The following is a 24320-nucleotide window of genomic DNA, read 5'->3' on the forward strand; positions in this document are numbered from 1 at the left end:
ATCTGCACCTTGACGCATTTACATGACCGCTCAGCCAGTATCTCGCGATGAATAATCCTCCAGCAGAGCGGATGCCGCACTCGTCAGCATCGAATTTCCCCCATTATTCTTTTCGTCACCGTTGCGAATAATAAGCGCAGATAGATACACAATGGCCCTCCTCAACTCCACGCCAGGCACCCCTCCCCCTGATACTGACAACCTACACATCTCAAATATCTGACGGAAGCCCTTAGCCTCGACCAAGGCCGACCTTAGTGACTTCCTCGCGCGCAAGATTGCCAGCGTCGAAGAAGTGATGCTTCGCTGCGACCTCCAGTTAAGGATGGAACCAGTTGCACCAAATAACAGCATACCAATAGCAGAGCCGAGCACGAAAATGTCCCATCGCCCCATATCCGCGAATATCTCATACTTATTGACTAAAAACAGAGCAATCCCACCAGGAACTGCAGCGACAATCGCGGCAATTATCGAAAACACAGCCACGGCAACCGGCTGAACTTTCCGGCTTCGGAATGTACTCACGACATCAGTCCATGCAATTCTTCTGGGTAGAGATATATTGCTAATTGCAATATAGACAAAAATAGAATTCAGCAGAAGAGCAAGCGAAACTCCAAACAACGAGTTAATTACAACAGAGGGAACGCTAGATTCATATGCTGAAAGCAACGCACCCGTAACCATAAAAAACGGCATCAAATTTGATGCGACTACGAATGATGCCTGTCTCTCGACGACCCTGTCAAAATTAACTAATATGGACTCCAACAACCTAACCCGCCTCAAGAGCATAAGGGGGAACATCCAGAACTGCGCGCCTATAATGAACTTCCTCAAGGATTTAGCCCTTCTAAGACAGGCCTCCATTTCATATGAGGCCGGAAGCTGAGCAGCCAAAGACTCCCATTTCAGAATTTCAAGCCTCTTTCTCGAATATAGAATTCTCGTAGAGACCCGATTGCGCATCCAGTCAGCCAGGTGCTCGCTGGGTGACGTAGCGAACTGACAGGAAGAAACAGCTGCCTGTTGCAAGCATTCAATTCCCGAGTTCCTTGCGAAATCCAGTCTTCTCGAATGCGAGGCAGATGAACCCGCACCGCCATACTTTATTATCATCAGCCGATCATGCAGATCTCCCTTTCTCCATAGCGGGGAGAAGAAGCGATCTACTTGTTCCTCGGCAACCTCCCAGCAGGGAGACGGATTGTATTTCTTAACATCAACCATGATCTTTAGGATATGAGTGATGGAAGGATCATCCCACAAGTAATATCTAAATATCTCGCCCGCGGCTTTATCGGAGCTCAATTTAATTACCGATACTCGCCTCTCAAGAATCTTCGCCGCAGATACTATAATAGAAATATTATCCTCAGCGGGATTCGCCTGCAACATCGCTACAACATACTCACGCCACCGAGCATTGACCAGCAGATCATTAACATCAAATTTGCTGAAATTTCCCGAAAGATAGCGAGCAAAGATCGCCTCATGATATCGTCTATGGGAAAATGCGAAACGACGCTCGTTCCTGTTTGTTGAGGCAACATCCATGCGCCCTATTTTCACGTAAGTGAGCGCTTCAATTGAGCTCTCAATACGACCTCCCATTAGATCAAGCCGAGCCGCGCTCGCGACAATTTCTTCAATGGTGGGCGCCAGGCCGATATCGGGAGACAGAGCAAATAGGCGCGCAAGATCAGTGGCCGCACTCAATAGCTCGCCCGGCCTCAACCCCCATCTGCTCTGGACGTACTCGGAGTCACGAGATGCTAACGACTCTACCTGGCGATAAAGTAAGTCATGCTCATTCTTTGGAGAGGAATTATTCTCTCTAATGAATCGGCACAGAAGTGTAAGAAATAGTGGATTTCTATATGTAGATGTCGAAGACGTTGTAATAGCACTGAGCGCCAATGCCTTCTGATTTTTTTTTAGAAAAGTATTTCCAACCAACTCCTCCTGCAAACGCTCACTCAGCGGGAGAATCCTTATTCTTGGCCACGGGAGGGCTTTGGGACTTTTGAATTCCCGCGAAGCCAGTACGCCGCGGCAAGCGCCGAGACCATCCATGAAATGTTGAATAGCCCGTCCATACTTCTCAATTGAGACATCTTCATTCGAAGAATGGATTACCTCAGGAATTTCATCGAATGAATCGAAAAGAAAGAACCACCCACCATTCCTGTTAAAACTATCCCAGTTTTGCTGGACGTAGTCCGCCGTATCGGCGTCACCGCGCCGAACGTTGTCAATGACGAATCGCTTAATAGCATCTTTATCAACAACACCATCGCGATCAAGCTCCCTTAAATTCACATAAAGCGGAATGGGAACATATTTGGCTCTGGATTTTCTCGCACGCTCAACCATTTGCGAAGCAAGGTGTCTAAGTGCAACGCTTTTACCTGCTCCCGGGTCCCCCGTTAGAAGCAAGCAGCGTTCGATGCTCCCATCGATTGCTCCGATTAAAGATTCCTCTTTGCGCTCACTGTGCGAGCGCCTCCTTCTGAACCTGTCGATCAACGATGCGTAGTATCCTCCCTCGATCTGAACTTCCGCTTCTAGATCGGTAAAGTTTTGATCATTCCACGCCTCCGCCTTTCCAATTGATGCCAGATCAGAACTGAGCACCGCGAGAAATTGTCTGCGCCGCCCCAGATTCTCCCTATACTCAGCGCCTCCACGAGCCATGCCGATGAAATGGATCAGGCAAGACTTCACTGCCCCAAAAAACTTCCCCAGGGCCTCACCGATCTGAAGGGCTGTCTGCATAATAATAAAAAGCAGAAGCAGAATTATCACCAGCGTAACGGCTGGTTGATTGGACAGAACGTCCCGAATCTTGCTGACTGCGGTTACGCCTTGCTCGAGATCCATCTCTCCCCCTAAGAGTATTTACAACGTAAAAAGGGCGGCCGTAGCCGCCCTCACTTCACTAGACACTGTCGAACTCAAACCCCAACAGGATTAGCCTTCTCCGGATCAATCTTGTACTGCTTGATCGCCCGCGCCACATCCTTGGCCGTCATCTTCCCATCCTTAGCCAGCGCCGCAATCGCGGCATGCGCGATGTAGTACCGGTCAACCTCAAAGAACCGGCGCAGGTTCGCACGCGTATCCGAACGACCAAACCCATCGGTACCCAGCACCGTATAAGACATCGGCACGAACGCACGGATCTGGTCCGCATACGCACGAACGTAGTCGGTGGCGGCAATCGCCGGGCCCTGGCGGCCTTCCAGCAGCTCGGTCACGTAGGCCTTGCGCTGCTCACCTTCCGGATGCAGGCGGTTGGCACGTTCCACGTCGAAACCATCGCGACGCAGTTCGTTGAAGCTCGGGCAGCTCCAGATGTCGGCGGTCACGCCGAAGTCCTTGTCCAGCAGCTCGGCCGCAGCAATGGCTTCGCGCAGGATGGTGCCGGAGCCCAAAAGCTGCACGCGCAGCTCGCCCTTCTTCGGCTTGCCGGCGTCGGTCAGCAGGTACATGCCCTTGACGATGCCTTCGGCCGCGCCTTCCGGCATTTCCGGGTGGCTGTAGTTCTCGTTCATCAGGGTGACGTAGTAGTACTCGTCAATCTGATCTTCCATCATCGCCTTGGTGCCGTGCTGCAGGATCACCGTCACTTCGAAGCCGAAGGTCGGGTCGTAGCTGCGCACGTTCGGAATGCCACCGGCCACCAGATGGCTGAAGCCATCTTCGTGCTGCAGGCCTTCACCGTTCAGCGTGGTGCGGCCGGCGGTACCACCCAGCAGGAAGCCGCGGGTACGCATGTCCGCGGCCTGCCAGGCGATGTCGCCCACGCGCTGGAAGCCGAACATCGAGTAATAGATGTAGAACGGCAGCATCGGCACGTTGCTGACCGAGTAGCTGGTACCGGCGGCCATCCACGAGCTGATCGCACCCGGCTCGCTGATGCCCTGCTGCAGCACCTGGCCGCTCTGGTCTTCGCGGTAGAACATCAGCTGGTCGGCGTCGACCGGCTTGTACTTCTGGCCGAACGGCGCGTAGATGCCGATCTGGCGGAACAGGCCTTCCATGCCGAAGGTACGGGCTTCGTCGGCCACGATCGGCACGATGTGCGGGCCCAGTTCCTTGTCGCGCAGGGTGATGTTCAGGCTCTGCACGAAGGCCATGGTGGTGGAGTAGCTGCGCTCGCCACTGCTCTTCAGCAGGCGCTCGTAGCTTTCCAGCTTCGGTGCATTGAAGCTCTTTTCGGCCTTGCGGCGGCGCTGCGGCAGGTAACCACCCAGCGACGCACGGCGTTCCTGCAGGTACTGCACTTCCGGCGAATCCGGGCCCGGGTGGTAGAACGGCACCTGGCCATCGGCCAGCTGCGCGTCGGTCACCGGAATGTTGAAGCGGTCGCGGAAGTGGCGCACCGCTTCGTCGTCCAGCTTCTTGGTCTGGTGGGTCGGGTTCAGTGCCTCACCGGCGCTGCCCATGCCGTAGCCCTTCACGGTCTTGGCCAGGATCACGGTCGGCATGCCCTTGGTGTTCACGGCCTGGTGGTAGGCGGCGTACACCTTGTGCGGGTCGTGGCCACCACGGTTCAGGCGCCAGATGTCGTCGTCGGAAAGACCGGCCACCATTGCAGCGGTTTCCGGGTACTTGCCGAAGAAATGCTCGCGGGTATACGCGCCGCCGAAGGCCTTGCAGTTCTGGTATTCGCCGTCGACGGTTTCCATCATCAGCTTCTTCAGGACGCCATTGGTGTCCTTGGCCAGCAGGGCATCCCAGTAACCGCCCCACAGCAGCTTGATGACATTCCAGCCGCCGCCACGGAACACGCCTTCCAGTTCCTGGATGATCTTGCCGTTGCCGCGCACCGGGCCGTCCAGGCGCTGCAGGTTGCAGTTCACCACGAAGATCAGGTTGTCCAGGCCTTCACGGCCGGCCAGTGCGATGGCACCGAGGGTTTCCGGCTCGTCGCTCTCGCCGTCGCCGATGAAGCACCACACCTTGCGGTCGGACTTCTCGATAAGGCCACGGTTTTCCAGGTAGCGCATGAACTGCGCCTGGTAGATGGCGGCCAGCGGGCCCAGGCCCATCGACACGGTCGGGGTCTGCCAGTATTCCGGCATCAGCCACGGATGCGGGTACGACGACAGGCCGCCGCCGTCCACTTCCATGCGGAACTTGTCCAGCTGCTCTTCGTTGATGCGGCCTTCCAGGAAGGAACGCGCGTAGATGCCCGGGGCGCTGTGGCCCTGGATGAACAGCAGGTCGCCCGGGTGGCTTTCGCTCGGGGCGCGCCAGAAGTGGTTGAAGCCCACGTCGTACAGCGTTGCGCCGGAGGCGAACGAGGCGATGTGGCCGCCCAGGTCACCCGGCTTGCGGTTGGCGCGCACCACGGTGGCCATCGCGTTCCAGCGGATGATCGAACGGATGCGCCATTCCAGTTCGGCGTTGCCCGGGCTCTTGGCCTCCAGCTGCGGCTCGATGGTGTTGACGTATTCGGTAGTGGGAGAGAACGGCAGATAGGCACCCGAACGACGGGTCAGTTCCACCATGCCTTCCAGCAGCTGATGCGCGCGCTCGGGGCCCTCGACATCAATAACGGCCTTCAACGACTCGATCCACTCCTGGGTTTCCACAGGATTCGGGTCGTTGTTCAGCACCTCGTTCAACCAGTTCATTAGCGCTCCCATTACCGCACGCACGCGCGCGACTGTTGATAGATTTCTAGACCGCAAAGTGTAGCGCACCAAGGGCTTTCGTCACTTGGCTACGCTGGCGTATGGAGGCAGGCCACCCCTGTCTGCACGGCATGTCCCGGGACGTCCACCGGCGGGACAAAGCACTGCTGCAGGCCGCTATGGCTGCCTGTAAGGGCTGCGCCAGCTGTCGCCTGCGGCCTGCTGCGCCCATGCGCAGGACGCAGTGTTACTGCTGCGGATGACCGTTGTGGGGCAAGGCCGGCGCCGTGTCGGCGTTGTCTGACGGCCTGCCGCTGAACCCGCGACAACGTGTCGCGCGTGCCTCTCGACGCGGGCGGGGCGGCTGCGCACGGTTGGCGGCGAGCAGGCCCCTTCCCGCGGTTCGCCGCTCGTCTGCTGCGCCCCGCCCGGGGCGGAAACCCGCAGCGCCGTTGCGTGGCCCGATACGGATGTCAGGCCGCGCAACGGTGGCTTGCGCCGCGCGCAACCCTGCCCTCATCCCTTGCGGTACCTGGCGGCGTGGCCCGATCTGGCAAGCGTTGTGGCCGAAACCGTGCTTGTCGGGTCCGGCTTATCGATATATCGTTTGCGGCACACGTTACCGATATATCGAAATGGGCCGCTCCCCCTCCCCCAAAAGCCGCACCGACGATGCCGCGGTACCCCGCCGCAACGGCCAGCCGCGCGTGCTCAGCCGTGGCGACCTGCGCCTGCTGGTGCTGGCGCTGATCGGCGAGCAGCCGCGCCACGGCTACGAGTTGATGCAGCACATCAGCACCATGTTCATGCAGGCCTACACCCCCAGTGCCGGCACCATGTACCCCCTGCTGGCCAGCTTCGAGCAGGCCGGCTGGGTGGAATCGGAAGAGGTGGACGGCCGCCGTGTGTTCCGCATCACCACCGCCGGCGAGTTCGAGCTGAAGGTGCAGCGCACCCAAGTGCGATTGGCGCAGCGACGCGCGTTCGACCGCGCCCGCGAGATCACCAAGGCCTCGCTGCCGGCGCCGCTGGCCGCCGCGCTGCGCGAGTTCAAACTGGCGCTGGTGCACCACCACGGGCGCTGGGCCGACGGCGAAGCCGAGCAGGTGGCCGCGCTGCTGTCGCGCGCGTCGGCGCTGATGAATGGCCAGGCCAGCAACGTGACCTCTCCTTTTTCTACGACCCAGCCAGACTGAATCCAGCCAGGTCTTCCCCCATGCCGCGCGCCCCCGCGCGACCTTTCGACAGGTACCCCCATGACCGAACATCACAACTCGCGCCTGCGCCTGGATGTGCGCTTCCGTGAACTGACGGTGCTGCGCACCGAGACTGTCACCCCGCACATGCGCCGCATCGTGCTGGGCGGCGACGACCTGGCCGGCTTCGATTCGCCCGGCGCCGACGACCACATCAAGCTGTTCTTCCCCAACGCCAGCGGCGAGATGGTGCTGCCGGTGCTGACTGCCGAAGGCCGCAGCTATCCGGACGGCAAGCAGCCGTCGCCAGCACGCGACTACACCCCGCGCTGGTGGGACCACGAAACCGGCGAGCTGGCCATCGACTTCGTGCTGCACGACCAGGGCATTGCCGGGCCGTGGGCCGAGCGCGCACAGGCCGGCGACACGCTGGTGATCGGCGGCCCGCGCGGTTCGTTCGTGGTGGCCGACAGCTATGACGCCTATGTGCTGATTGGCGATGAGACCGCGCTGCCGGCGATTGCGCGCTGGCTGGACGTGCTGCCCGAGGGTGCGCAGGTGCAGGCGTATATCGAAGTGGCCGACGAGGATGAGCGCCAGGATCTGCCGCAGTACGAGAACGTGCGCATCCACTGGCTGGAGCGCAATGGCTTCCCGGCAGCCAGCAGCACGCTGCTGGAAGACATGCTGACCGACTTCGAGGCCCCGGACGGCGACACGTTCTACTGGATCGCCACCGAATCGCGGCGCGCGCGGATGATGCGCAAGTTCATCGAAGGCCACCTGGGCGTGCCACGCGACTGGATCCGCTCGACCGGTTACTGGAAGGCGCACCCGGACGAACAGGACGGCGATTGACCGCAAAACGGTAGGTGCGGATCGTTGGCCCGCACGCTCTTCTACGGGTAGTGCCGGCCGCTGGCCGGCAACCTCATGAACCTTCGGCTGCATCCTGCAACTGCCGGCCAGCGGCCGGCACCACCAACCGGGGCGCAGCCCCACCCTTCCATCCGAACCGATGCGCGGCCCAGATCTCCAGCGCCAGCAGCAGCGCGATGATCGCCAGCGGCAGCAGCAACCCCAGGTACACACCCGGCATCATGCCGTTGATCTGCGCCTTCACCAGCCGCAGCACGCCGCGCGTATGCAACAGCTCATCCATGCGCATGGTCAGCGCCTCACGCACCATCTTCGGCTCCAGGCCAACAGTGCCGGCCTTGTCGATCAGCGTGTCTTCCACCATCGCGCGCAGCAACCCGGCGCGCACCTTGCCGATCACCCAGCCCACGCCGCGCGCCATCGGCCCGTTACCCAGACGATCCACGCCGGGCAGCGGATGCTCGCGCAGGTAGATCGCGGCAAGCGAATCGGCAACATCACCCACCGTGTCCTGGCTCTGCAGCGCGGCACGCATGCGTTCGTCTTCCAGCGAGGCGGTGAAGCCACTGCTCCACCCTTCCACCATCGTCTGCAGGTGCGGCTGGAAGTGGTCCAGCTGCTTGAACAGCGCGCGGTGCGCGCCGGCAGTAAAGCCCAGCTGCAGGCCGAAGAACGCGACAAGCAACGGCAGCAGCACCACATACGAGGCCAGCAGCCCATGGTGCCAACGCCGCTGCCGCCGCAACCAACCGCGTCGATGCAGCCCGCGCCAGGCGAAGATGCCCAGCGCCAGCCCCAACAGCGTGCCCAGCACGCTGCCGCCGATCAGATCGAGCACGCTCAGGCCGGTCCAGAATTCGCCAAGCCAATACTGCGCTTCCTGCATGGTGTTGCCTTCCGTGGTTCAGTGCGGCCGCCATGGTAACCGCGACCCGATGCTCGGCTGCTCTCTGCCGCCGGCAGGTGCAGACTGTTGGACAGCCGGCGGGTGCAGACCGTCGGCCAGCCGATGGGCGCGGACGGTTGGTCCGCCGGTGGGTGCGGACCGTTGGTCCGCACGCCCCACGCAGTCGCCCGCCAGCGGCCGGCACGACCCGGCAAGCAATGCGACAATCGCACTCCTTTCCTGCAGCAACGAGGCCCACATGGCCAAACTGACCCTGGCCAGCGTGGACACGCTGCGTACCCGCTTCACTGATGATGCCGCCTGCGATGCAGCGCTGTCCGCCTTTGCCGACCCGGCTGCGGCGCGCGCACCGCTGCGTGAGCTGGTCGAAGCACAACACCGCTACCTGCAGGCCGAACACGAAGTGGCACAGGTGGCCGACATCCTGCGCCGCGACCAGAAGTACGCACCGGTCGGTCGCCCGTCGGTGCATATCGTGCAGCTGCGCAAGCAGCAGGCAACGACCAAGCAGGCCGCGCTGATCGCCCGCCAGGTAGTGGCGCAGGCGGCGCAGACGTTCGTGCGTGCGAGCGGGTTGGCGGTGAAGGCCAAGCAGAGCCCGAGCGAAGCGTCGGCGACGTGGCTGGGTACGCTGCGCTGAGCGCCCGTACCCGGTAGTGGCCACCCTTGGTTGGCCTGCGGAGTGCTCGTGCGCCAACCGAGGTTGGCACTACCAGACGATCGGGCCACCCGGTGATTCGGCAATCGGCCAATCAGGCAATCGAGCGATCCGTCCAGGACGCTGCCAAAAAAGAAGGCCCGCTTTTCAGCGGGCCTTCTGCCTTCTCACGACGAGTGAGCGGGAGGGATCAAGCCGCCGGCTTCTCGCCGGTGGCTTCGGTGGTGATACGGATCTTCACTTCATCGCTGACGTTCGGGGCGTAGGCGCCGACGCCGAAATCGCTGCGCTTGATCGTGGTGGTGGCATCGAAGCCGGCGGCCGGAACCTTGGCCATCGGGTGCTCGCCGCCGCCGTTGACGGTGACGTCCAGGGTGACCGGCTTGGTGATGTCCTTGATGGTCAGGTCGCCGGTGACGGTCAGCTTGTTGGTGCCGGCCGATTCAACCTTGGTGCTCTTGAAGCTGGCAGCCGGGAACTTGGCAGCGTCGAAGAAATCGGCGCTCTTCAGGTGCTCGTCGAACTTGGCGGTGAAGCTGTTCAGGCCGCTCAGCGGCAGCTTCACTTCCACGGTGGACTTGGTGACGTCGGTGGCGTCGTACACCAGGGTGCCTTCGGCGTTGCCGAAGTGCGCGCTCGGGTTGGAGAAGCCGAAGTGGCTCCACTGCGCCAGCACGTCGGTGTGGGTCGGGTCGAGCTTGTAGGTGCCCGAGGCGATGGTGATGGCGGCAGCAGCGGCATCAGCAGCCGGGGTGGTGGCAGCCTGTTCGGTGGCGGCCGGGGCAGCAGCATCGGCTGCCGGGGTGGCGGTGTCGGCCGGCTTGGAGCAGGCGGCGATGGCCAGGGTCAGGGCCAGCGGCAGCAGCAGTTTACGGGTGGCGCTCATCTCAGGAACTCTCCGGATCGTAGGGTGGGAACACAGTGCAGCAATGGCCCGCCACGGCGGGCGGGCCCGAAACCGATACAGCGACTTACGCGATGCGCGCCGCTTCGTCGAAGGACAGACGCGGCAGACGGGGGAACAGGCCCGAATCGTCACCGTACCCCAGGTTGACCAGGAAATTCGACTTGATGCTGGTGCCGGCGAAGAAGGCTTCGTCGACCTTGGCGTTGTCGAAGCCGGACATCGGGCCGGCATCCAGGCCCAGCGCGCGTGCGGCCAGGATCAGGTAAGCGCCCTGCAGGCTGCCGTTGCGGAACGCGCCTTCATGGCGGCCTTCGCGCGGGCCGTCGAACCAGGCCTTGGCGTCGGTGTGCGGGAACAGGTACGGCAGCTTCTCGTGGAAGTCCTGGTCGAAGGCCACGATGACGGTGACCGGGGCAGCCAGGGTCTTGTTGTGGTTGCCTTCGGACAGGGCCGGGGCCAGCTTGGCCTTGGCTTCGGTCGACTTCACGAACACGAAGCGTGCCGGGCTGCCGTTGGCGGCGGTCGGGCCCCACTTCAGCAGGTCGTACAGGGCGTGCAGCTGGGCGTCTTCGACCGGCTTGTCGAGGAAGGCGTTCTGGGTACGGGCAGTGCGGAACAACTGGTCCAGTGCAGCGGCGTCGAGCGCGTGGGACATCGGTGGATCTCCAGGGCGGCTAAGGTCTGTGCCCGCGGGCGGCGCGGGGCGAAACGTCGATCCGCAGTGTAGAGTGTCGCGACTGTTGCAACACCCAGCAGGGCTGAAACGAATTAATGCCAATGGTGAAACGATCGAGCGCGCCTTGGACGGTCACCGACGGCCGTGCCGGCAATGTCCGGCAGGCGGTCGCGCTGGCCTCGGCGCTGCGCCAAGGCACCCACCGCCCCCTGATCCTGCAGCCCCGGGCGCCCTGGCGCTGGCTGGCACCGCGGCGCTTGCCCGGTGATGTGAAAGGCTACGGCGAGGCGTTCGCGTCACTCGCTGCAGAGGCGCCCGCGCTGGCGATCGGCTGTGGCCGCCAGGCCGCCGGTGCGCTTCGCGTGCTGCGCGCGCGCGGCAGCCAGGTAGTGCAGATCCTCGACCCGCGCATCGGCTCGCGTCACTGGGATGTGGTGGTGGTGCCCGAACATGACGCCCTGCGCGGCAGCAACGTGCTGACCCTGATCGGCAGCCTGAACCCGGTGGACGATGACTGGCTGGCCTGGGGCCGCGCTGCGTTCGCCAGCTTCAGCACCCTGCCCGGCCCGCGCACCGCGCTGCTGGTGGGCGGCCCGACGCCGCTGGCGCCGTGGGACGAAACCGCGATGGTGCATGTGTTCCAGGCGCTGGCCGAACAGATCCGCAGCGAGGGTGGCAGTCTGCTGGCGACTACCTCGCGACGCACGCCGCCGGCCCTGGCCGAGATCCTGCGGGCGAAGTTCGCTGATCTGCCGCATGTGATCTGGGGCGATGGCGGCGATGGCGTGAACCCGTATGCCGGCCTGCTCGGCTGGGCCAACCGGGTGGTGGTGTCGCCCGATTCGGTGAACCTGCTGTCCGAGGCAAGCGCCACGCGCATGCCGGTGATGGTGGCCCTGGCCGATACGGCGCAGGGACGGCTGGCGCGCTTCCAGCAGCAGCTGCGCGAGCGCGGGCGCTTGCAGACACGCTGGCTGGACTGGCAGTACGACCGCATCGAACCGCTGCGCGAGACCGCGCGGATTGCCGCCGAGGTCAAAGCGCGCCTGGCATCACGGTAGTGCCGGCCGCTGGCCGGCAACCAGGTGCACGTGGCCGAAGATCATCGGGTTGCCGGCCAGCGGCCGGTACGACCCTCTCCAGCACTTTTTGAACATTTCGATCCCGCTGCGCGGTTAGAGTCCAGCCTCCCCCTCGGACTGGACGTCCCCATGCGTACCCTGCTTCTGCTTCCGCTGGCCCTGCTGGCCGCCTGCTCCACCACCCCTACCGAACTGGACCCGCTGTCGCACGCCTGCCAGCAGCAGCTGGATGCGTACCGCGAGCAGCCGGCGCTGCGCAATCCGCGCAACGAGCGCCCGCCGTTGCCAATCGCGCCAATCAGCGATACCTGCGACAAGGAACTGCGGCGCAAGGGCGTGGAGCGCTGATTCCAGCGATGCGGGTATGATCGGCGCGCGGGCCTGCCCGCGTCTGGAGCGGTATACATGGAACGTCTGCATCGCCTGCGCTGCGCCTTGCTGCTGTCGATGGGCCTGCTGGCCACCGCGCCGGCATGGGCCGACAGCGGCACCTGCCGCGAGCGCTACCCCAGCGTAGCCGCGCAGGCGGCGATGTTCGATGTGGCGTGGACCACGGCTGAGCGCCTGGATGCGCTGCCCGACGTGGACGTGGTGATCGCCGCGCGTGGCGGCCAGGACCTGAGCCGCTACGGCCTACGCCACAGCCACCTGGCCTTCCTGCTGCGCGAGGACGACGGCCGCTGGCGTGCGATGCACCTGCTCAACCGCTGCAAGACCGACAGTTCGCAGCTGTACCGTGAGGGCCTGGGCAATTTCGTCGGAGAGAGCGGCACCCATACCGATCTGCGCATCGGCGTGCCGCCGCCGGCGTTGCAGCTGGCACTGAAGCGGATGCTGGCAGCACCGGCGATCCAGCCCAAGGCGCTGCACGAATCGAAGTACAACGTCGTGGCCTATCCGTTCGCCACCGACTTCCAGAATTCCAACCAGTGGATCCTGGAAGTGCTGGCCGCGGCGATGGCACAGGCTGAAGGTGGCCCGGTGATCGTCAAGCGCGAACAGGCACAGCAATGGCTGCGCGCGCAGAAGTTCCAGCCCAGCGTGCTGCATATCGGCCTGGGCAAGCGCGTGGGTGCGCGCTTGTTCGTGGCCAACGCCACCACCACCGACCACCCCGCCAGCGAACGCATTTCCGGCAACTACTCGGTGGTGACGGTGGAATCGGTATTCGACTTCCTGCATCAGCGCAGTCAGCTGCAGCAGGAACTGACCATTGCGCATGCGACGGTCGACAGCACCGCCGCCGCTGCGCCCTGACCCGGCAAGGAGAAGATGATGCGCAACCTGCAGTTTTCCGCGTTGGCCGTACTTCTGTGCGGCAGCCTGTTGTCCGCGACGCCCGCACATGCCGAGCGCCGCATCGTAATCATCCAGAACAGCGTGCCCGAAGGGCCGAGCCTGGAGATGTCCGCACCGATGGTGGCAGCTGCGCAAGCGGCGGCGGCCAAAGAAGCCGAAGATACCGGCGTGCCAGCGGGCCAGGGCGCGGTGAAGCTGCCGCAGATGCAGGTCAGCGCCATCTCCACCACCGTCGATGGTCGCCGCGAGGTGCTGCTGCAGGACGCCAGCAACCCGCAGAACACCGCCTCCATGCAATGGCCCAAGCGCCCCGGCGACCCGGCCGTGCAGTTCAACGTGGGCCAGACCGTGAACTTCCAACCCACCGGATCGGGCAACGGCTGGCAGGTGAGCGACAACCAGGGCCGGCCGCTGGAATACCTGCCCGAGGCCACCGGCCCACGCGATCTTTTCGATACGCAGCGCTGAGCCGCTGCTTCTCTTCCCGACCAGGAGGTCATCATGCTTCGTTCCCTGCGCGCCCCCGCCGCCGCCCTGCTGTTGTCTGCCCTGACGGTGCCGACCGTGCACGCCGGCGCCGCCCCGCACCTCAACAGTGGCCAGGCCAGCGTGCTGGTCACTTCGCTGATCGTGGTGTCGGTTCCGCTGGCCACTTCGATGGGCCTGGCCGCGCTGTCCAAGGCGCCGTTCAAGGCCAGCGAGCGCAATGGCAAAGTCGCCGAGCGCACCCCGGCGGTGCCGCTGCCGCCGATGGAAGTGAAGCAGGTGGCGACCACCGCCGCCGGCGAGCGCCAGGTGCATCTGCAGGTACCGGACAAGGCCGACCAGACCGCTACCCTGCAGTGGCCGGCGATTGAGGGCGAAGACCCCGTGGCCGGCTTCGTGGTCGGCCAGCAGGTGCGCTTCGACCCGACCGATGCCGGTGCCGGCTGGACGGTGAAGAACAGCGACGGCAAGGCCCTGGCCTATGTGCCCACGGCCTATGCCGCCGGCGACGCGCTGAGCGAACAGCTGTAAAGCTGAACGGCCGTTTTTGGCTTTGCGGTGGGCCGGGCGGATAATGGGCGATCCCCTTTTTCCCCTGGCTCGCCATGTCCGTGCGTTCTGCGCCTGTTTTTGCCCCGTTGACCGCCCGCGCCCTGGTGCTGGCGGTACTGGCCATGGGCGCGGTGGTGCTGCTGTCCAACGTGCTGGTGCAGTACCCGATCAATGACTGGCTGACCTGGGGTGCTTTCAGCTACCCGGTCGCGTTTCTGGTCAGCAACCTGATCAACCGCCGCTTCGGCCCGGGCCCGGCCCGTCGCGTGGCGTGGATCGGTTTTGCGGTGGCGGTGCTGCTGTCGGTGTGGGTGGCCACACCGCGCATTGCGATCGCCTCGTGCTCGGCCTTCATCGTTGCCCAGCTGCTGGACATCACCGTGTTCGACCGCCTGCGCCGTGGCAGCTGGTGGCGGGCGCCGATGGTGGCCACCACCTGCAGCGCGACGGTGGACACCACCATCTTCTGGTCGATCGCCTTCGCTGGTTCCACCCTGCCTTGGGTGAGCTGGGCCGCGGGCGACCTGGCGGTAAAGCTGGCGATCGGCGTATGCCTGCTGGCCCCGTTCCGCGCGTTGTTGTGGAAGATGGCGCCGCTGCGCACGGCGGGCTGAGCGCCGTTGCCCTGGTAGGTGCCGACCTTGGTTGGCACACTCCCAGAACCCGGTGGGTGCCGACCGTTGGTCGGCACGCTTCTTCAGGGCTCATCGCAGCTGAGAGATTGTGCCGACCAACGGTCGGCACCTAGCCAAAGCTGCTACAGCCATTGCAGGCGCTCAGGCGAACGGCAGCTCCGCAGCGATGCACGCGGCGCTGATCGCTGCACACGCGTCTTCGATGGCCGGCGTCGTCGGCGCCAACCGTGGCCTGCGATCCAGCGTGCAGGCCAGCCCTACTTCCAGCAGCGTCGCATGCGCGCCATGCAGCGCTTGGGCGGTGGCTTCGGGCAGGAACTCCGCCGCTGCCAACGCGTCGATCAATGCCGGTGTGGCACGCGGCTGCAGCAACGCAGGTGTCTGCGCACTGCGCGCCAGCACGCCGGTCTGCAGCAGGAACTCCAGGTCGACCACGCCGCCTGCGCCCTGCTTCAGGTCAAGCCGTGCGGCATCGCTGCGGTCCAGTTCGGTGCGCATGCGCCCGCGCATCTTCAGCACATCGGCATACAGCGTTGCGCGATCACGTTCGCGGCCCAGGGTCTGCGCACGTACCTGTTCGAAATCCTGCAGCAGGCTGGCATCGCCGGCCACGCCGCGTGCGCGCACCAGCGCCTGGTGTTCCCAGGTCCATGCGCGTTCGCGCTGGTACTCGGTGTAGCTGGCCAGCGAAGACACCAGCGAGCCCTTGCCACCATCCGGGCGCAGGCGCACGTCGATGTCGTACAGGCGGCCGGCGGCGGTGACCGCAGCCAGCAGCGCCATCACCTTCTGGGCCAGGCGCGCATACCAACGCCCCGGCTCCAGCGGGCGCGCGCCATCGCTGGCCTCCACCCCGACGGGATGGTCGTGCAGGAACACCAGGTCCAGATCCGAGCCGAAGCCCAGCTCCAGGCCGCCCAGGCTGCCGTACCCGATGATCGCGAAGCGACCACCGGCAATCAGGCCGTGCGCGGCGTGCATATCGGCCTCGGCCATCGCCAGCACGGTAACCACCACCGCCTGCGCCAGTTCGGCCAGTTGCCGAGTGCTGTCGACCGCGCCCTGGCGCCCGTCCAGCGTGGCCATCGCCATGCGGAAACTGAGGGCGAGGCGCGTTTCGTTGAGCCAGCGCAGCGCCGATTCGGGATCTTCAACCGTCAGCACCTGCTGGCATTCGGCCAGCATGCCGGCTGCATCGGGCATCGGCCCGGACACGCGTACGTCCAGCAGTTCGTCCAGCAGCAGCGGATACGCGGCCAGGCGTTCGGCCAGCAATGCGCTGCGCGCCAGCACGTCGACCAGGCGCGCGAGCGCGCTGGGTTGTTCGTCCAGCAGCGCCAGGTAACTGGTACGGCGCAGCACTGCCTGCAGCAGGCCGAGCACGCGCTTGAGTGCGGCGTCGGGCTGCGGTGACCGGGTGGCGGCGTGCAGCAGTGCTGGCAGCACGCGGTCCAGGCGCGCACGCGCTGCATCGGACAGCGACTTCACGCCGGTGCCCTGGGCGAAATCACGCAGTGACTGATCGGCGCCATTGGCATCGACGAAACCGGCCTCGGCCAGCAGCGCTGCGTTGCTGCCCTCGGGCAGACTGCGCCAGTAGTTGGACAGCGCATCCGGCGCGGCCTGGCCCTTGCGCGGGGCCAGCAATGCACCGAACTCGGTGCTGACGCGCTGCTGCTGCACGGTCAATGCGGCGCGCAGCGCATCCCAATTGGCATGGCCGAGGCCGACGGCAATGCGTTCGCGATCCAGCACATCGGACGGCAGCACATGGGTCTGTGCATCGCGCAGCATCTGCAGGCGGTTTTCCAGCCGGCGCAGGAACAGGTAGGCCTCGCGCAACGCGGCGCCATCATCGCTGGCGATCTGCCCGGCAGCGACCAACGCATCCAGCGCGACCAGCAGCCGTCGCTCACGCAGCGCCGGCTCGCGGCCACCGCGAATGAGCTGCAGCGCCTGGCACAGGAATTCGATTTCGCGGATACCGCCGGCGCCACGCTTGATGTCGTCGTGCATCTCGCGGCGGGCGACTTCGGCGGTGATCGCCGCTTTCATTTCGCGCAGACCATCAAGCGCGGTGAAGTCCAGGTAGCGGCGGTACACGAACGGACGCAGGGTCTGCAGCCACGCCTCGCCGGCCGCGATATCGCCAGCCACCGCGCGTGCTTTCAACCAGGCATAGCGCTCCCAGTCGCGGCCTTCGCGCTGGAAGTATTGATCCATGGCCGCGAATGACAGCGCCACACGGCCGGCGCTGCCGAACGGGCGCAGGCGCAGGTCGACGCGATGGCTGAAGCCATCGACGGTGGTTTCATCCAGCAGCTTGGCCAAGCGCTGGCCGAGCCGGGCGAAGTACTCTTCGGCCGCCAGCGCGCGCGGGCCGTCGGATTCACCGCCCTGCACGTAGGCGTAGACCAGATCGACATCGGAACTGAAGTTGAGCTCGCCACCACCCAGCTTGCCCAGGCCGAACACCACCAGTTGCTGCGGTTGGCCGTGGTCATCGGCAATCACCCCATGGCGCTGGGCGAACTCCTGCTGCAGGGCGTCCAGCGCCAAGCGCAGGCAGTCCTCGGCCAGCGCGGTGGCACCGGCGAGGGTCTGTGGCACGTCGTCCAGCCCGGCCAGGTCGCGCCAGATCAAGCGGGTCGACATCGCCGTGCGCCAGCGCCGCAGCTGCGCCGGCCAGTCACCGGGCTGCAGCGGGTCGAGCACCGGCGCCGGCAGGGGCGGACAACCGGGCGCGGCCAGTTGCGCCAACAGGCCGGGCTGGCGCACCAGGGTGTCCATGGCGAAGTCGCTGCTGACCGCCAGTTGCACCAGCATCGGCTGCAGCTCGGCCGGGATGGGATCGGGCACTGCCTGGGCCAGGCGCGCCAGTGCGCGGTCGACGAGGGGCTGCAGGGTGGCGGGCAATTCAGCGGGGGCTAGGGTCATACCCTGATTCTCGCGGGGTCGGATCCCTTTGCCAACGGCGAGGGGCTCTGATCCGTTGCTGCGATCTTGCCGAAGGTTGCTGGGGTTGCCGGCCAGCGGCCGGCACTACCAATGGTGCAGACCACGTATTCATACTGGGCGACAGGCAATAAAAAAGCCCGCTTGCAGCGAACTGCCAGCGGGCTCTGCTCCCTCCCCCACGTCGGGATGCAGGGCCATCGTGCGGTGTACGAAAGTACTTTGCACGCTGCACTGCAAAACAAAACCGGCGGGTATGGGAGAGGCGTTGCCGGAAACACCATTCCACGAAGGTAGAACCCCCCGTACGGCAGGGGATGGCCGATAATCGGGATTCCCCCCAGAAACGCTGTCGTCATGACTGTTGATCGCATCGCCAACGCGCGTCTTCGTGACCGCGTGGTCTCCGCCGAGGCCGCAGCCGCGCTGATCCAGCCCGGTGAAACCGTGGCCATGAGCGGCTTTACCGGCTCCGGTTACCCCAAGGCCGTTCCCGTGGAACTGGCCCGCCGCATCGAATCGGTGCATGCCCAGGGCCTGCCCTTCCAGATCAGCCTGATGACCGGTGCCTCCACTGCGCCGGAACTCGATGGCGCGCTGGCCAAGGCTGATGGCATCGCCATGCGCATGCCGTTCCAGAGCGACCCGGATGCGCGCAACCGCATCAACGAGGGCAAGCTGGACTACATCGACATCCACCTCAGCCACGTCGCCCAGCACGTCTGGTTCGGCTTCTACGGCGAGATCGATACCGCCGTGATCGAAGTCTCGGCCATCCGCGAAGATGGTTCGCTGGTGCCGTCCACCTCGCTGGGCAACAACAAGACCTGGCTGGACCTGGCCAAGAAGGTGATCATCGAGGTCAACGAGTGGCAGCCGGCCGGCGTCGATGGCATGCATGACATCTACTACGGCACCGCGCTGCCGCCGCATCGCAAGCCGATTCCGCTGGTCAATGCGAACGACCGCATCGGCGAGACCGCGCTGCGCTGCGACCCGGACAAGATCGTGGCGGTGGTGCGCACCAACGGCCCGGACCGCAACAGCCCGTTCAGCCCGATCGATGCGACCAGCGAGCAGATCGCCGCGCACCTGATCGAGTTCCTGCAGCACGAAGTGAAGCGCGGCCGCCTGCCGGCCAACCTGCTGCCGCTGCAGTCGGGCGTGGGCAACATCCCCAACGCGGTGCTGGCCGGCCTGGCCAAGAGCGGTTTCCGCGACCTGGCCGCGTTCACCGAAGTGATCCAGGACGGCATGCTCGACCTGCTGCGCGACGGCGTGCTGAGCTATGCCTCGTGCACCGGCTTCGCACTGAGCCCGCAGGCCAACGAGACGTTCAAGGAGAACATCGATTTCTACCGCGAGCGCATCATCATGCGCACGCAGGAAATCTCCAACCATCCGGAACTGGTGCGCCGCCTGGGCTGCATCGGCATGAACGGCATGATCGAAGTGGACCTCTACGGCAACGTCAATTCGACGCACGTGATGGGCACGCGGATCATGAACGGCATCGGCGGTTCGGGCGACTTCGCGCGCAATGGTTTCCTGTCCGCGTTCCTGAGCCCGTCGACGGCGAAGAACGGCACCATTTCGGCGATCGTGCCGATGGCCAGCCACGTCGACCACACCGAGCACGACGTGTCAGTGATCGTGACCGAACAGGGCCTGGCCGATCTGCGTGGCCTGACCCCGCGCAAGCGCGCGCAGGTGCTGATCGACAACTGCGCGCACCCGGATTTCCGCGCGCAGCTGCAGGACTACTTCGACCGCGCCAGCCGCGAGAGTTACGGCAAGCACACCCCGCACCTGCTGCCGGAGGCGCTGTCGTGGCACCAGCGATGGCTGGATACGGGCACGATGAAGGCCTGACGCGAAAAGGCCAGGCGGATGCCCGGCCTTTCTTGCCCACATCCGGTAGTGCCGCTGGCCGGCTCCCCTCAGCAACGTCTGCACGCCGGATGCTCGCCTGGCCCAAAAGCTGCCGGCCAGCGGCCGGCACTACCAGCAATCGGACATCGCTCGCCGGCTCCCTGTGGCGGCCGGCACACCTTCAGGCGGTGCGCAGGCTCGCCAGCGATTCGGCCTGGATGCGCTCGTAGATCTCGAACTCATCGTTCACCGCCGCGCCCAGCGCCTGTTCGAAGGCTTCGCGATTGGCATGTGCGACGTACGCACGCTGCTCGCCACCGCCCAGGTTCGACTGGAAGATGCCTGCGGCGCTGACCGGCAGGAAGTCCTCGTAGACGATCGGATCGGCCGTGGCCAGGCCGGCAGCCACCAGCACTTCGGCCGGCAGATCGGCCACGCGTTCCGGCGCCGCGCGGCCCGCGTCGGTCAGCTGGTAGCGGTAGTAGCCCAGGCCTTCCTGGCGCAGGGTGTCATGGTCATCCGGGAAGCTGGCAAACACCGCCCGCAGGCGCTGCCCGTAGTCACCACCGGTGCTGCCCGCGCCGCCGGCATCGCGCGCCTGCGTCAGCAGCTGGTCGTACAGCGCGCGGCCCTTCGCGGTCAGTGCCAGGCCGCGCTGTTCGATCTCGCCGAAGCGCGCGGTATGGGTGCCGGCGTCGCCGCCCTCGTTGTCCGGGAAGTGCACGACCTCTTCCAAGGCCTTGAAGCTGGTCTGCCGCAGCAGGATCGGGCAGGTGCGACGCGGCGGGCCCTCGATCACCGCCTTGGCGGCCATGCCGTGCTCGATCATCGCCGCCTGTGCAGCGTCGATGTCCAGCGTGCGCGGAGTCAGGTGGTTGATGTGCGGGCCACGGAAGCTGACCACGTCGGCCACCAGCCGGTGCGCCTTGTGCAGGGCGTGGTAGGTCGGCAGATCCACGGTGGCGTCGCCATGCCAGCGGAAGGTCTCCAACGCCTGTTCGACGAAGCGCTCGGCATCGGCCTGGGTCAGGCCACCCTCACGCTCGGCCTGCTCGATCAGCGCCAGCGCGTCGTCGGTGAAGATGCGGCGACGGGCGAGGATTTCGGCGGACTGTGCACGCAGCGCCTCGTCTTCGATCAGCTCAAGGCGCAGCAGCGAGGTGAACACGCGGAACGGGTTCAGTGCCAGCGCGGCGGCGGTCAGCGGGCGGAAGGCGGTGGAATGTACCGGCACGCCGGCCACCGACAGATCGTAGTAGCCCACCGGGTACATGCCCATCACCGCGAACAGGCGGCGCAGGGTTGCCAGTTCCTGCGGGGTACCGACGCGGATCGCGCCGTGGCGTTCTTCATCCAGGCGGGCACGCTCGTCGTTGCGCAGCAGCTGCGCAGCCAGCGCCGGGTCCTGCGCCAGGACCTGCGTGTTGATCCGCTCCACCAGTTCCACCAGCGTGCCGTACAACGGCACTTCGGTGCGGTACATGCGGGACATGGCCTGGGCGAACAGGCGGCGGATCACATCAGGCGAAACGAAAGAGGCGCTCATCAGTCACTCGATTACGGGAACGGGGAACAGCTCGGACCCGTATTGTCGCCGGAGCGCGCGGCGGCGGCGATACGCAGAGCAACATGACCTGCGATGGGTAGTGCCGGCCGCTGGCCGGCAACCTCTGCGTCGGGGGCATGCAGTTGCCGGCCAGCGGCCGGCACTACCGTTTGAGCTGGCGCTTCAGCGTGGCATCGAGGGTGATCGGCCGATCCCAGTGCTCGTAGCTGGCCACGATGGCGTGGCGTACGGCGCGGTAGTGCAGGTTCTGCGGCTTGGCCGGCATCCGCTTCACCACCTCGGCCCAGCCGCCCTCGGGATCCTGGCTGAAGGCACGCACGCTGTCGCGGCAGGTCTGGCCACTGGCCTTGGCCCAGAAACAGGCGAAATAGATGTCGCCGGCCTGCCACTGGTGGGTGGTGGCCAGCGCGGCGATGTAGCCACGCGGCACACCGGCGTAGCGCGATACCTCGTCGAGGAAGGCATCGGGGTAACGCTCGGCGTAGTGGTTGATGTCGGCCAGCTGGGTGTCGACCCAGGCATCGCCGGTATCCACCTCATAGGTCGCCGAACGTTCGGCGGTCTGCTGCGCCAGCACGATGGCCGGCGCCAGCAGCAGGGACAACAGCAGGGCGCGCAGTGGCAGTTTCATCCTTCGATTCTGCCGCAGCCGCCGCGCCGTGTCAGGCCGCGGCAGCGGCCTTGGCCTCGATCGTCGCCAGCGCCGCCGGCCAGTCCCAGGCGGTATCGGCGTTGACCATGCGTGGTTCGTCGTCGGCCACACCGTGCTGGGTCTCGTGCGCCCAGGTCACCGCGTATGGGGTGTGGATACCCCAGCCGCCGAGGGTGATCACCGGTTCGATGTCCGAGCGCAGCGAATTGCCGACCATCACGAACTGCTGCATCGGCAGGTCGAATTCGGCCAGCACGCGGGCATAGGTTTCCGGGTCCTTCTCGGACACGATCTCGATGCGCGGGAACAGGTCCGCCAGCGCCGCGACCTTGATCTTGGCTTCCTGGTGGAACAGGTCGCCCTTGGTGATCAGCACCACCGGGTACTGCGCGGCGATGGCGGCCACCGACTCGCGTACGCCGTCGATCAGTTCGACCGGGTGGCGCAGGGTGTCATGGCCGATGTCGAGGATGCGCTGGATGTCCTTGGCTTCGATCCGCTGCGAGGTGATCTCGATGGCCGCTTCGATCATCGACAGCGTCATGCTTTTCACCCCGTAGCCGAACACGCCGAGGTGGCGCTGCTGCACTTCCAGCAGGTGGCGGGCGGTCTGGGTGTCGTGGACGTCGATGTAGCGCGACAGCAGGTCCAGGTAATCCTGCTCGGCCTTGCGGTAGTAGTCCTCGCTCTTCCACAGCGTGTCGTCACCGTCAAAACCGACCAGGCCGATGGCGCGCGAGGGCGCAGGCGTGGAGGTGTTCATCGCCCTAGGATACAGGCGCGGCGATGACGAAAAAAACCCGGGTGGCCGAAGCCACCCGGGTTGCCCATGCACCGGTTGTCCCGAATTCAACCGTGGATCAGCGACCCTGGCCCGCGGCCGTGCCACCCGCGCCGGCACCCGCCTGCTGGGCGGCCACGTAGGCCTTGTACTCGTCGGCGCTCAACTGGCCGTCCTTGTTGGCATCCGCCTGGTCGAACACCTGCGCAAGGCCCGCATTCACCTGCGACTCGCTCTTGCTGATGGTGCCGTTGCCATCGGTATCGATGCTGGCCCACGTCTGGCCACCGCCGTTGGCCTGCGCCGAGGCTGCTGCGGCCGCGTCGGTGGCCTGGTCAGCCGCTTGGCCTGCCTGTGCCGCCGCCTGCTGGGCCTGCGCCGCTTCGTTCTGTGCATGCGCGGCCTGCTGCTTGGCCGACTGCGCCATCGCCGGGATGGCCAACACGCTGCCGGCGGCGACGATCAGGGCGATCAGGGGCTTGCGGTTGCGAATAGTCATCTGGGGTGTCTCCTGAAGGGTGGTAGTGCGCGGTCGTTGTCTCCGCACGGCACCTACCCTGCCACCGCGTTTCTGAATCGATTTTGCGCCGCGATTCCCTCGAACACGCATGGTTAACCACTGGCGCAGGCGCATGCGTTAGCGCGGTGGTTAGTGCGAAGTGAGCAGGTAGTAAGACGAGCATTCAGCGCTGCACGATTTAACCGGCAGCGAACGAAAAACCTGCGTCAGTCGACGGTTTTTTCCGATGACCGCGAACTGAACAACACCCATCCCAATGCAACACCGGAGAGCGCACCGGCGATCTCCAGCACCACGCGGCTGCCCAGTTCGTTCGGATCGTGGATGGTGGACAGGAACAGGCGCGCATACAGCGGCGACTCCAGCCGCACGATGCCCATGTAGAACAGCTTCCAGGCGTCGATGCCGGCGGAGATGATCACCGCGATCACGCACGACCAGCCGATGGCATGGCCCACGGTCCAGTGCAGCAGCCTGCACAGGTGGTGCCACAGGAAATACACCAGCAGGCCGACCAGCAGGGCGATGAGGCCCGCCTCGAGCGTACCGAGCAGGCCGAAATGCAGGGGAAGGTTCATCGGGCGGGGACGCAGGAGAAGGCGGCCAGTGTAAGGGGTATCGGCAGGGCTGCGCCTTGGTACGCGCCATCGCATACGCGCTGTCGCTCCCACGCTTCGCTGCGCGAACCGCGGGCCCCACTTACCAGCTTCCAGACCCCCGCCGCTTCGCGGCCGCCCCCTGACTCAGGGGGCTCTTCCCCAGACGAGTACCGGCGGCTTCAGTAGATCCACGCCATGCGTGGATGGATCTCCATCGAAATCGAATATTTCGACAATTGAACGATGAACATCCACGCATGGCGTGGATCTACTGTGTCGACCAAGGTGACACCCAACAGGAGCAGGCCCTGCCATTCCGACAGATCGCGGAAAACTGTCGAAGGCGGGGTGGGTCCGGTTGCGGGGGCGTGAGCGCCATGGATGGCGCGACCGAGCTTACAGGGACGTACTTGCAGCGTCCCCCGCAACCGGATCCACCCCGCCATCCC

21 protein-coding genes are annotated in these 24320 nt (G+C 64.8%); 10 read left to right on the forward strand and 11 right to left on the reverse strand.

The window, feature by feature from the left end; all coding sequences use genetic code 11:
* Positions 1-30: 30 nt before the first annotated feature.
* Entirely contained in the window at positions 31-2886 is a 2856-nt protein-coding gene (locus tag AC1DKR_RS18565) for an NACHT domain-containing protein (RefSeq protein WP_478034352.1), read from the reverse strand.
* Between the two features lie 74 nt (positions 2887-2960).
* Positions 2961-5648: a pyruvate dehydrogenase (acetyl-transferring), homodimeric type gene (gene aceE, locus AC1DKR_RS18570; protein ID WP_478034355.1), complete on the reverse strand. Its 2688-nt coding sequence runs from the start codon at positions 5646-5648 to the stop codon at positions 2961-2963.
* A 635-nt stretch (positions 5649-6283) separates the two neighbouring features.
* Between aceE and AC1DKR_RS18575 the strand changes: the two genes are divergently transcribed.
* Together AC1DKR_RS18575 and AC1DKR_RS18580 are read left to right on the forward strand one after the other, a co-directional pair.
* Positions 6284-6844: a PadR family transcriptional regulator gene (locus tag AC1DKR_RS18575; protein ID WP_478034357.1), complete on the forward strand. Its 561-nt coding sequence runs from the start codon at positions 6284-6286 to the stop codon at positions 6842-6844.
* Between the two features lie 60 nt (positions 6845-6904).
* On the forward strand, positions 6905-7702 hold the full coding sequence (locus AC1DKR_RS18580) for a siderophore-interacting protein (RefSeq protein WP_478034359.1): 798 nt from the start codon (positions 6905-6907) through the stop codon (positions 7700-7702).
* 73 nt (positions 7703-7775) lie between these two features.
* On the opposite strand, the gene AC1DKR_RS18585 is transcribed toward AC1DKR_RS18580, so the two are convergent.
* The gene (locus AC1DKR_RS18585; RefSeq protein ID WP_478034361.1) at positions 7776-8609 is read right to left on the reverse strand and encodes a hypothetical protein; all 834 of its coding nucleotides are present in this window, start codon (positions 8607-8609) and stop codon (positions 7776-7778) included.
* Between the two features lie 259 nt (positions 8610-8868).
* On the opposite strand from AC1DKR_RS18585, the gene AC1DKR_RS18590 reads away from it, so the two are divergent.
* Positions 8869-9270, forward strand: a complete 402-nt coding sequence (locus AC1DKR_RS18590; RefSeq protein ID WP_478034363.1) for a hypothetical protein — start codon at positions 8869-8871, stop codon at positions 9268-9270.
* A gap of 208 nt (positions 9271-9478) precedes the next feature.
* On the opposite strand, the gene AC1DKR_RS18595 is transcribed toward AC1DKR_RS18590, so the two are convergent.
* Both AC1DKR_RS18595 and AC1DKR_RS18600 read right to left on the reverse strand, forming a co-directional pair.
* Positions 9479-10174 (reverse strand): YceI family protein, encoded by a 696-nt coding sequence (locus tag AC1DKR_RS18595; protein ID WP_478034366.1) that lies wholly within the window; start codon positions 10172-10174, stop codon positions 9479-9481.
* Between the two features lie 85 nt (positions 10175-10259).
* Entirely contained in the window at positions 10260-10850 is a 591-nt protein-coding gene (locus AC1DKR_RS18600) for a malonic semialdehyde reductase (RefSeq protein WP_132826136.1), read from the reverse strand.
* A gap of 122 nt (positions 10851-10972) precedes the next feature.
* Between AC1DKR_RS18600 and AC1DKR_RS18605 the strand changes: the two genes are divergently transcribed.
* The 6 genes from AC1DKR_RS18605 to AC1DKR_RS18630 all read left to right on the forward strand — a co-directional run bounded on the left by AC1DKR_RS18605 (position 10973) and on the right by AC1DKR_RS18630 (position 14904).
* On the forward strand, positions 10973-11932 hold the full coding sequence (locus AC1DKR_RS18605) for a mitochondrial fission ELM1 family protein (RefSeq protein ID WP_478034378.1): 960 nt from the start codon (positions 10973-10975) through the stop codon (positions 11930-11932).
* Positions 11933-12082: 150 nt separating this feature from the next.
* Entirely contained in the window at positions 12083-12301 is a 219-nt protein-coding gene (locus AC1DKR_RS18610) for a hypothetical protein (RefSeq protein ID WP_100460003.1), read from the forward strand.
* 57 nt (positions 12302-12358) lie between these two features.
* The gene (locus AC1DKR_RS18615) at positions 12359-13210 is read left to right on the forward strand and encodes a DUF2145 domain-containing protein (RefSeq protein ID WP_478034382.1); all 852 of its coding nucleotides are present in this window, start codon (positions 12359-12361) and stop codon (positions 13208-13210) included.
* Positions 13211-13228: 18 nt separating this feature from the next.
* Positions 13229-13720, forward strand: a complete 492-nt coding sequence (locus AC1DKR_RS18620) for a hypothetical protein (protein WP_478034384.1) — start codon at positions 13229-13231, stop codon at positions 13718-13720.
* A gap of 33 nt (positions 13721-13753) precedes the next feature.
* A complete protein-coding gene (locus AC1DKR_RS18625) occupies positions 13754-14269 on the forward strand; it encodes a hypothetical protein (RefSeq protein WP_089238290.1) in 516 nt (171 codons plus the stop codon).
* Positions 14270-14343: 74 nt separating this feature from the next.
* Entirely contained in the window at positions 14344-14904 is a 561-nt protein-coding gene (locus AC1DKR_RS18630; protein ID WP_478034386.1) for a queuosine precursor transporter, read from the forward strand.
* A gap of 162 nt (positions 14905-15066) precedes the next feature.
* On the opposite strand, the gene glnE is transcribed toward AC1DKR_RS18630, so the two are convergent.
* The gene (glnE, locus tag AC1DKR_RS18635) at positions 15067-17862 is read right to left on the reverse strand and encodes a bifunctional [glutamate--ammonia ligase]-adenylyl-L-tyrosine phosphorylase/[glutamate--ammonia-ligase] adenylyltransferase (protein WP_478034389.1); all 2796 of its coding nucleotides are present in this window, start codon (positions 17860-17862) and stop codon (positions 15067-15069) included.
* 375 nt (positions 17863-18237) lie between these two features.
* Between glnE and AC1DKR_RS18640 the strand changes: the two genes are divergently transcribed.
* A complete protein-coding gene (locus tag AC1DKR_RS18640) occupies positions 18238-19752 on the forward strand; it encodes an acetyl-CoA hydrolase/transferase family protein (protein ID WP_100554564.1) in 1515 nt (504 codons plus the stop codon).
* Between the two features lie 181 nt (positions 19753-19933).
* On the opposite strand, the gene hglS is transcribed toward AC1DKR_RS18640, so the two are convergent.
* The 5 genes from hglS to AC1DKR_RS18665 form a co-directional block, all read right to left on the reverse strand.
* On the reverse strand, positions 19934-21298 hold the full coding sequence (gene hglS / locus AC1DKR_RS18645) for a 2-oxoadipate dioxygenase/decarboxylase HglS (RefSeq protein WP_478034391.1): 1365 nt from the start codon (positions 21296-21298) through the stop codon (positions 19934-19936).
* Between the two features lie 163 nt (positions 21299-21461).
* Positions 21462-21950 carry a hypothetical protein gene (locus AC1DKR_RS18650; RefSeq protein WP_312111953.1) on the reverse strand — a complete coding sequence of 163 codons (489 nt, stop codon included), beginning with the start codon at positions 21948-21950 and terminating at the stop codon, positions 21462-21464.
* Positions 21951-21981: 31 nt separating this feature from the next.
* A complete protein-coding gene (locus tag AC1DKR_RS18655) occupies positions 21982-22734 on the reverse strand; it encodes an HAD family hydrolase (protein ID WP_032975604.1) in 753 nt (250 codons plus the stop codon).
* 97 nt (positions 22735-22831) lie between these two features.
* Positions 22832-23251 carry an EF-hand domain-containing protein gene (locus tag AC1DKR_RS18660; protein ID WP_025878233.1) on the reverse strand — a complete coding sequence of 140 codons (420 nt, stop codon included), beginning with the start codon at positions 23249-23251 and terminating at the stop codon, positions 22832-22834.
* Positions 23252-23478: 227 nt separating this feature from the next.
* Complete coding sequence (locus AC1DKR_RS18665) at positions 23479-23850, reverse strand: hypothetical protein (RefSeq protein WP_025878234.1); 372 nt, start codon at positions 23848-23850, stop codon at positions 23479-23481.
* Positions 23851-24320 lie beyond the last annotated feature (470 nt).

The organism is Stenotrophomonas sp. 01N47 (assembly GCF_056399165.1).

Excerpts from the sequence above, each read along its gene's own strand:
- AC1DKR_RS18565 (WP_478034352.1), bottom strand. The coding sequence starts at position 2,886 with ATGGATCTCGAGCAAGGCGTAACCGCAGTCAGCAAGATTCGGGACGTT.
- aceE (WP_478034355.1), bottom strand. The coding sequence starts at position 5,648 with ATGAACTGGTTGAACGAGGTGCTGAACAACGACCCGAATCCTGTGGAA.
- AC1DKR_RS18575 (WP_478034357.1), top strand. The coding sequence starts at position 6,284 with ATGGGCCGCTCCCCCTCCCCCAAAAGCCGCACCGACGATGCCGCGGTA.
- AC1DKR_RS18580 (WP_478034359.1), top strand. The coding sequence starts at position 6,905 with ATGACCGAACATCACAACTCGCGCCTGCGCCTGGATGTGCGCTTCCGT.
- AC1DKR_RS18585 (WP_478034361.1), bottom strand. The coding sequence starts at position 8,609 with ATGCAGGAAGCGCAGTATTGGCTTGGCGAATTCTGGACCGGCCTGAGC.
- AC1DKR_RS18590 (WP_478034363.1), top strand. The coding sequence starts at position 8,869 with ATGGCCAAACTGACCCTGGCCAGCGTGGACACGCTGCGTACCCGCTTC.
- AC1DKR_RS18595 (WP_478034366.1), bottom strand. The coding sequence starts at position 10,174 with ATGAGCGCCACCCGTAAACTGCTGCTGCCGCTGGCCCTGACCCTGGCC.
- AC1DKR_RS18600 (WP_132826136.1), bottom strand. The coding sequence starts at position 10,850 with ATGTCCCACGCGCTCGACGCCGCTGCACTGGACCAGTTGTTCCGCACT.
- AC1DKR_RS18605 (WP_478034378.1), top strand. The coding sequence starts at position 10,973 with ATGGTGAAACGATCGAGCGCGCCTTGGACGGTCACCGACGGCCGTGCC.
- AC1DKR_RS18610 (WP_100460003.1), top strand. The coding sequence starts at position 12,083 with ATGCGTACCCTGCTTCTGCTTCCGCTGGCCCTGCTGGCCGCCTGCTCC.
- AC1DKR_RS18615 (WP_478034382.1), top strand. The coding sequence starts at position 12,359 with ATGGAACGTCTGCATCGCCTGCGCTGCGCCTTGCTGCTGTCGATGGGC.
- AC1DKR_RS18620 (WP_478034384.1), top strand. The coding sequence starts at position 13,229 with ATGCGCAACCTGCAGTTTTCCGCGTTGGCCGTACTTCTGTGCGGCAGC.
- AC1DKR_RS18625 (WP_089238290.1), top strand. The coding sequence starts at position 13,754 with ATGCTTCGTTCCCTGCGCGCCCCCGCCGCCGCCCTGCTGTTGTCTGCC.
- AC1DKR_RS18630 (WP_478034386.1), top strand. The coding sequence starts at position 14,344 with ATGTCCGTGCGTTCTGCGCCTGTTTTTGCCCCGTTGACCGCCCGCGCC.
- glnE (WP_478034389.1), bottom strand. The coding sequence starts at position 17,862 with ATGACCCTAGCCCCCGCTGAATTGCCCGCCACCCTGCAGCCCCTCGTC.
- AC1DKR_RS18640 (WP_100554564.1), top strand. The coding sequence starts at position 18,238 with ATGACTGTTGATCGCATCGCCAACGCGCGTCTTCGTGACCGCGTGGTC.
- hglS (WP_478034391.1), bottom strand. The coding sequence starts at position 21,298 with ATGAGCGCCTCTTTCGTTTCGCCTGATGTGATCCGCCGCCTGTTCGCC.
- AC1DKR_RS18650 (WP_312111953.1), bottom strand. The coding sequence starts at position 21,950 with ATGAAACTGCCACTGCGCGCCCTGCTGTTGTCCCTGCTGCTGGCGCCG.
- AC1DKR_RS18655 (WP_032975604.1), bottom strand. The coding sequence starts at position 22,734 with ATGAACACCTCCACGCCTGCGCCCTCGCGCGCCATCGGCCTGGTCGGT.
- AC1DKR_RS18660 (WP_025878233.1), bottom strand. The coding sequence starts at position 23,251 with ATGACTATTCGCAACCGCAAGCCCCTGATCGCCCTGATCGTCGCCGCC.
- AC1DKR_RS18665 (WP_025878234.1), bottom strand. The coding sequence starts at position 23,850 with ATGAACCTTCCCCTGCATTTCGGCCTGCTCGGTACGCTCGAGGCGGGC.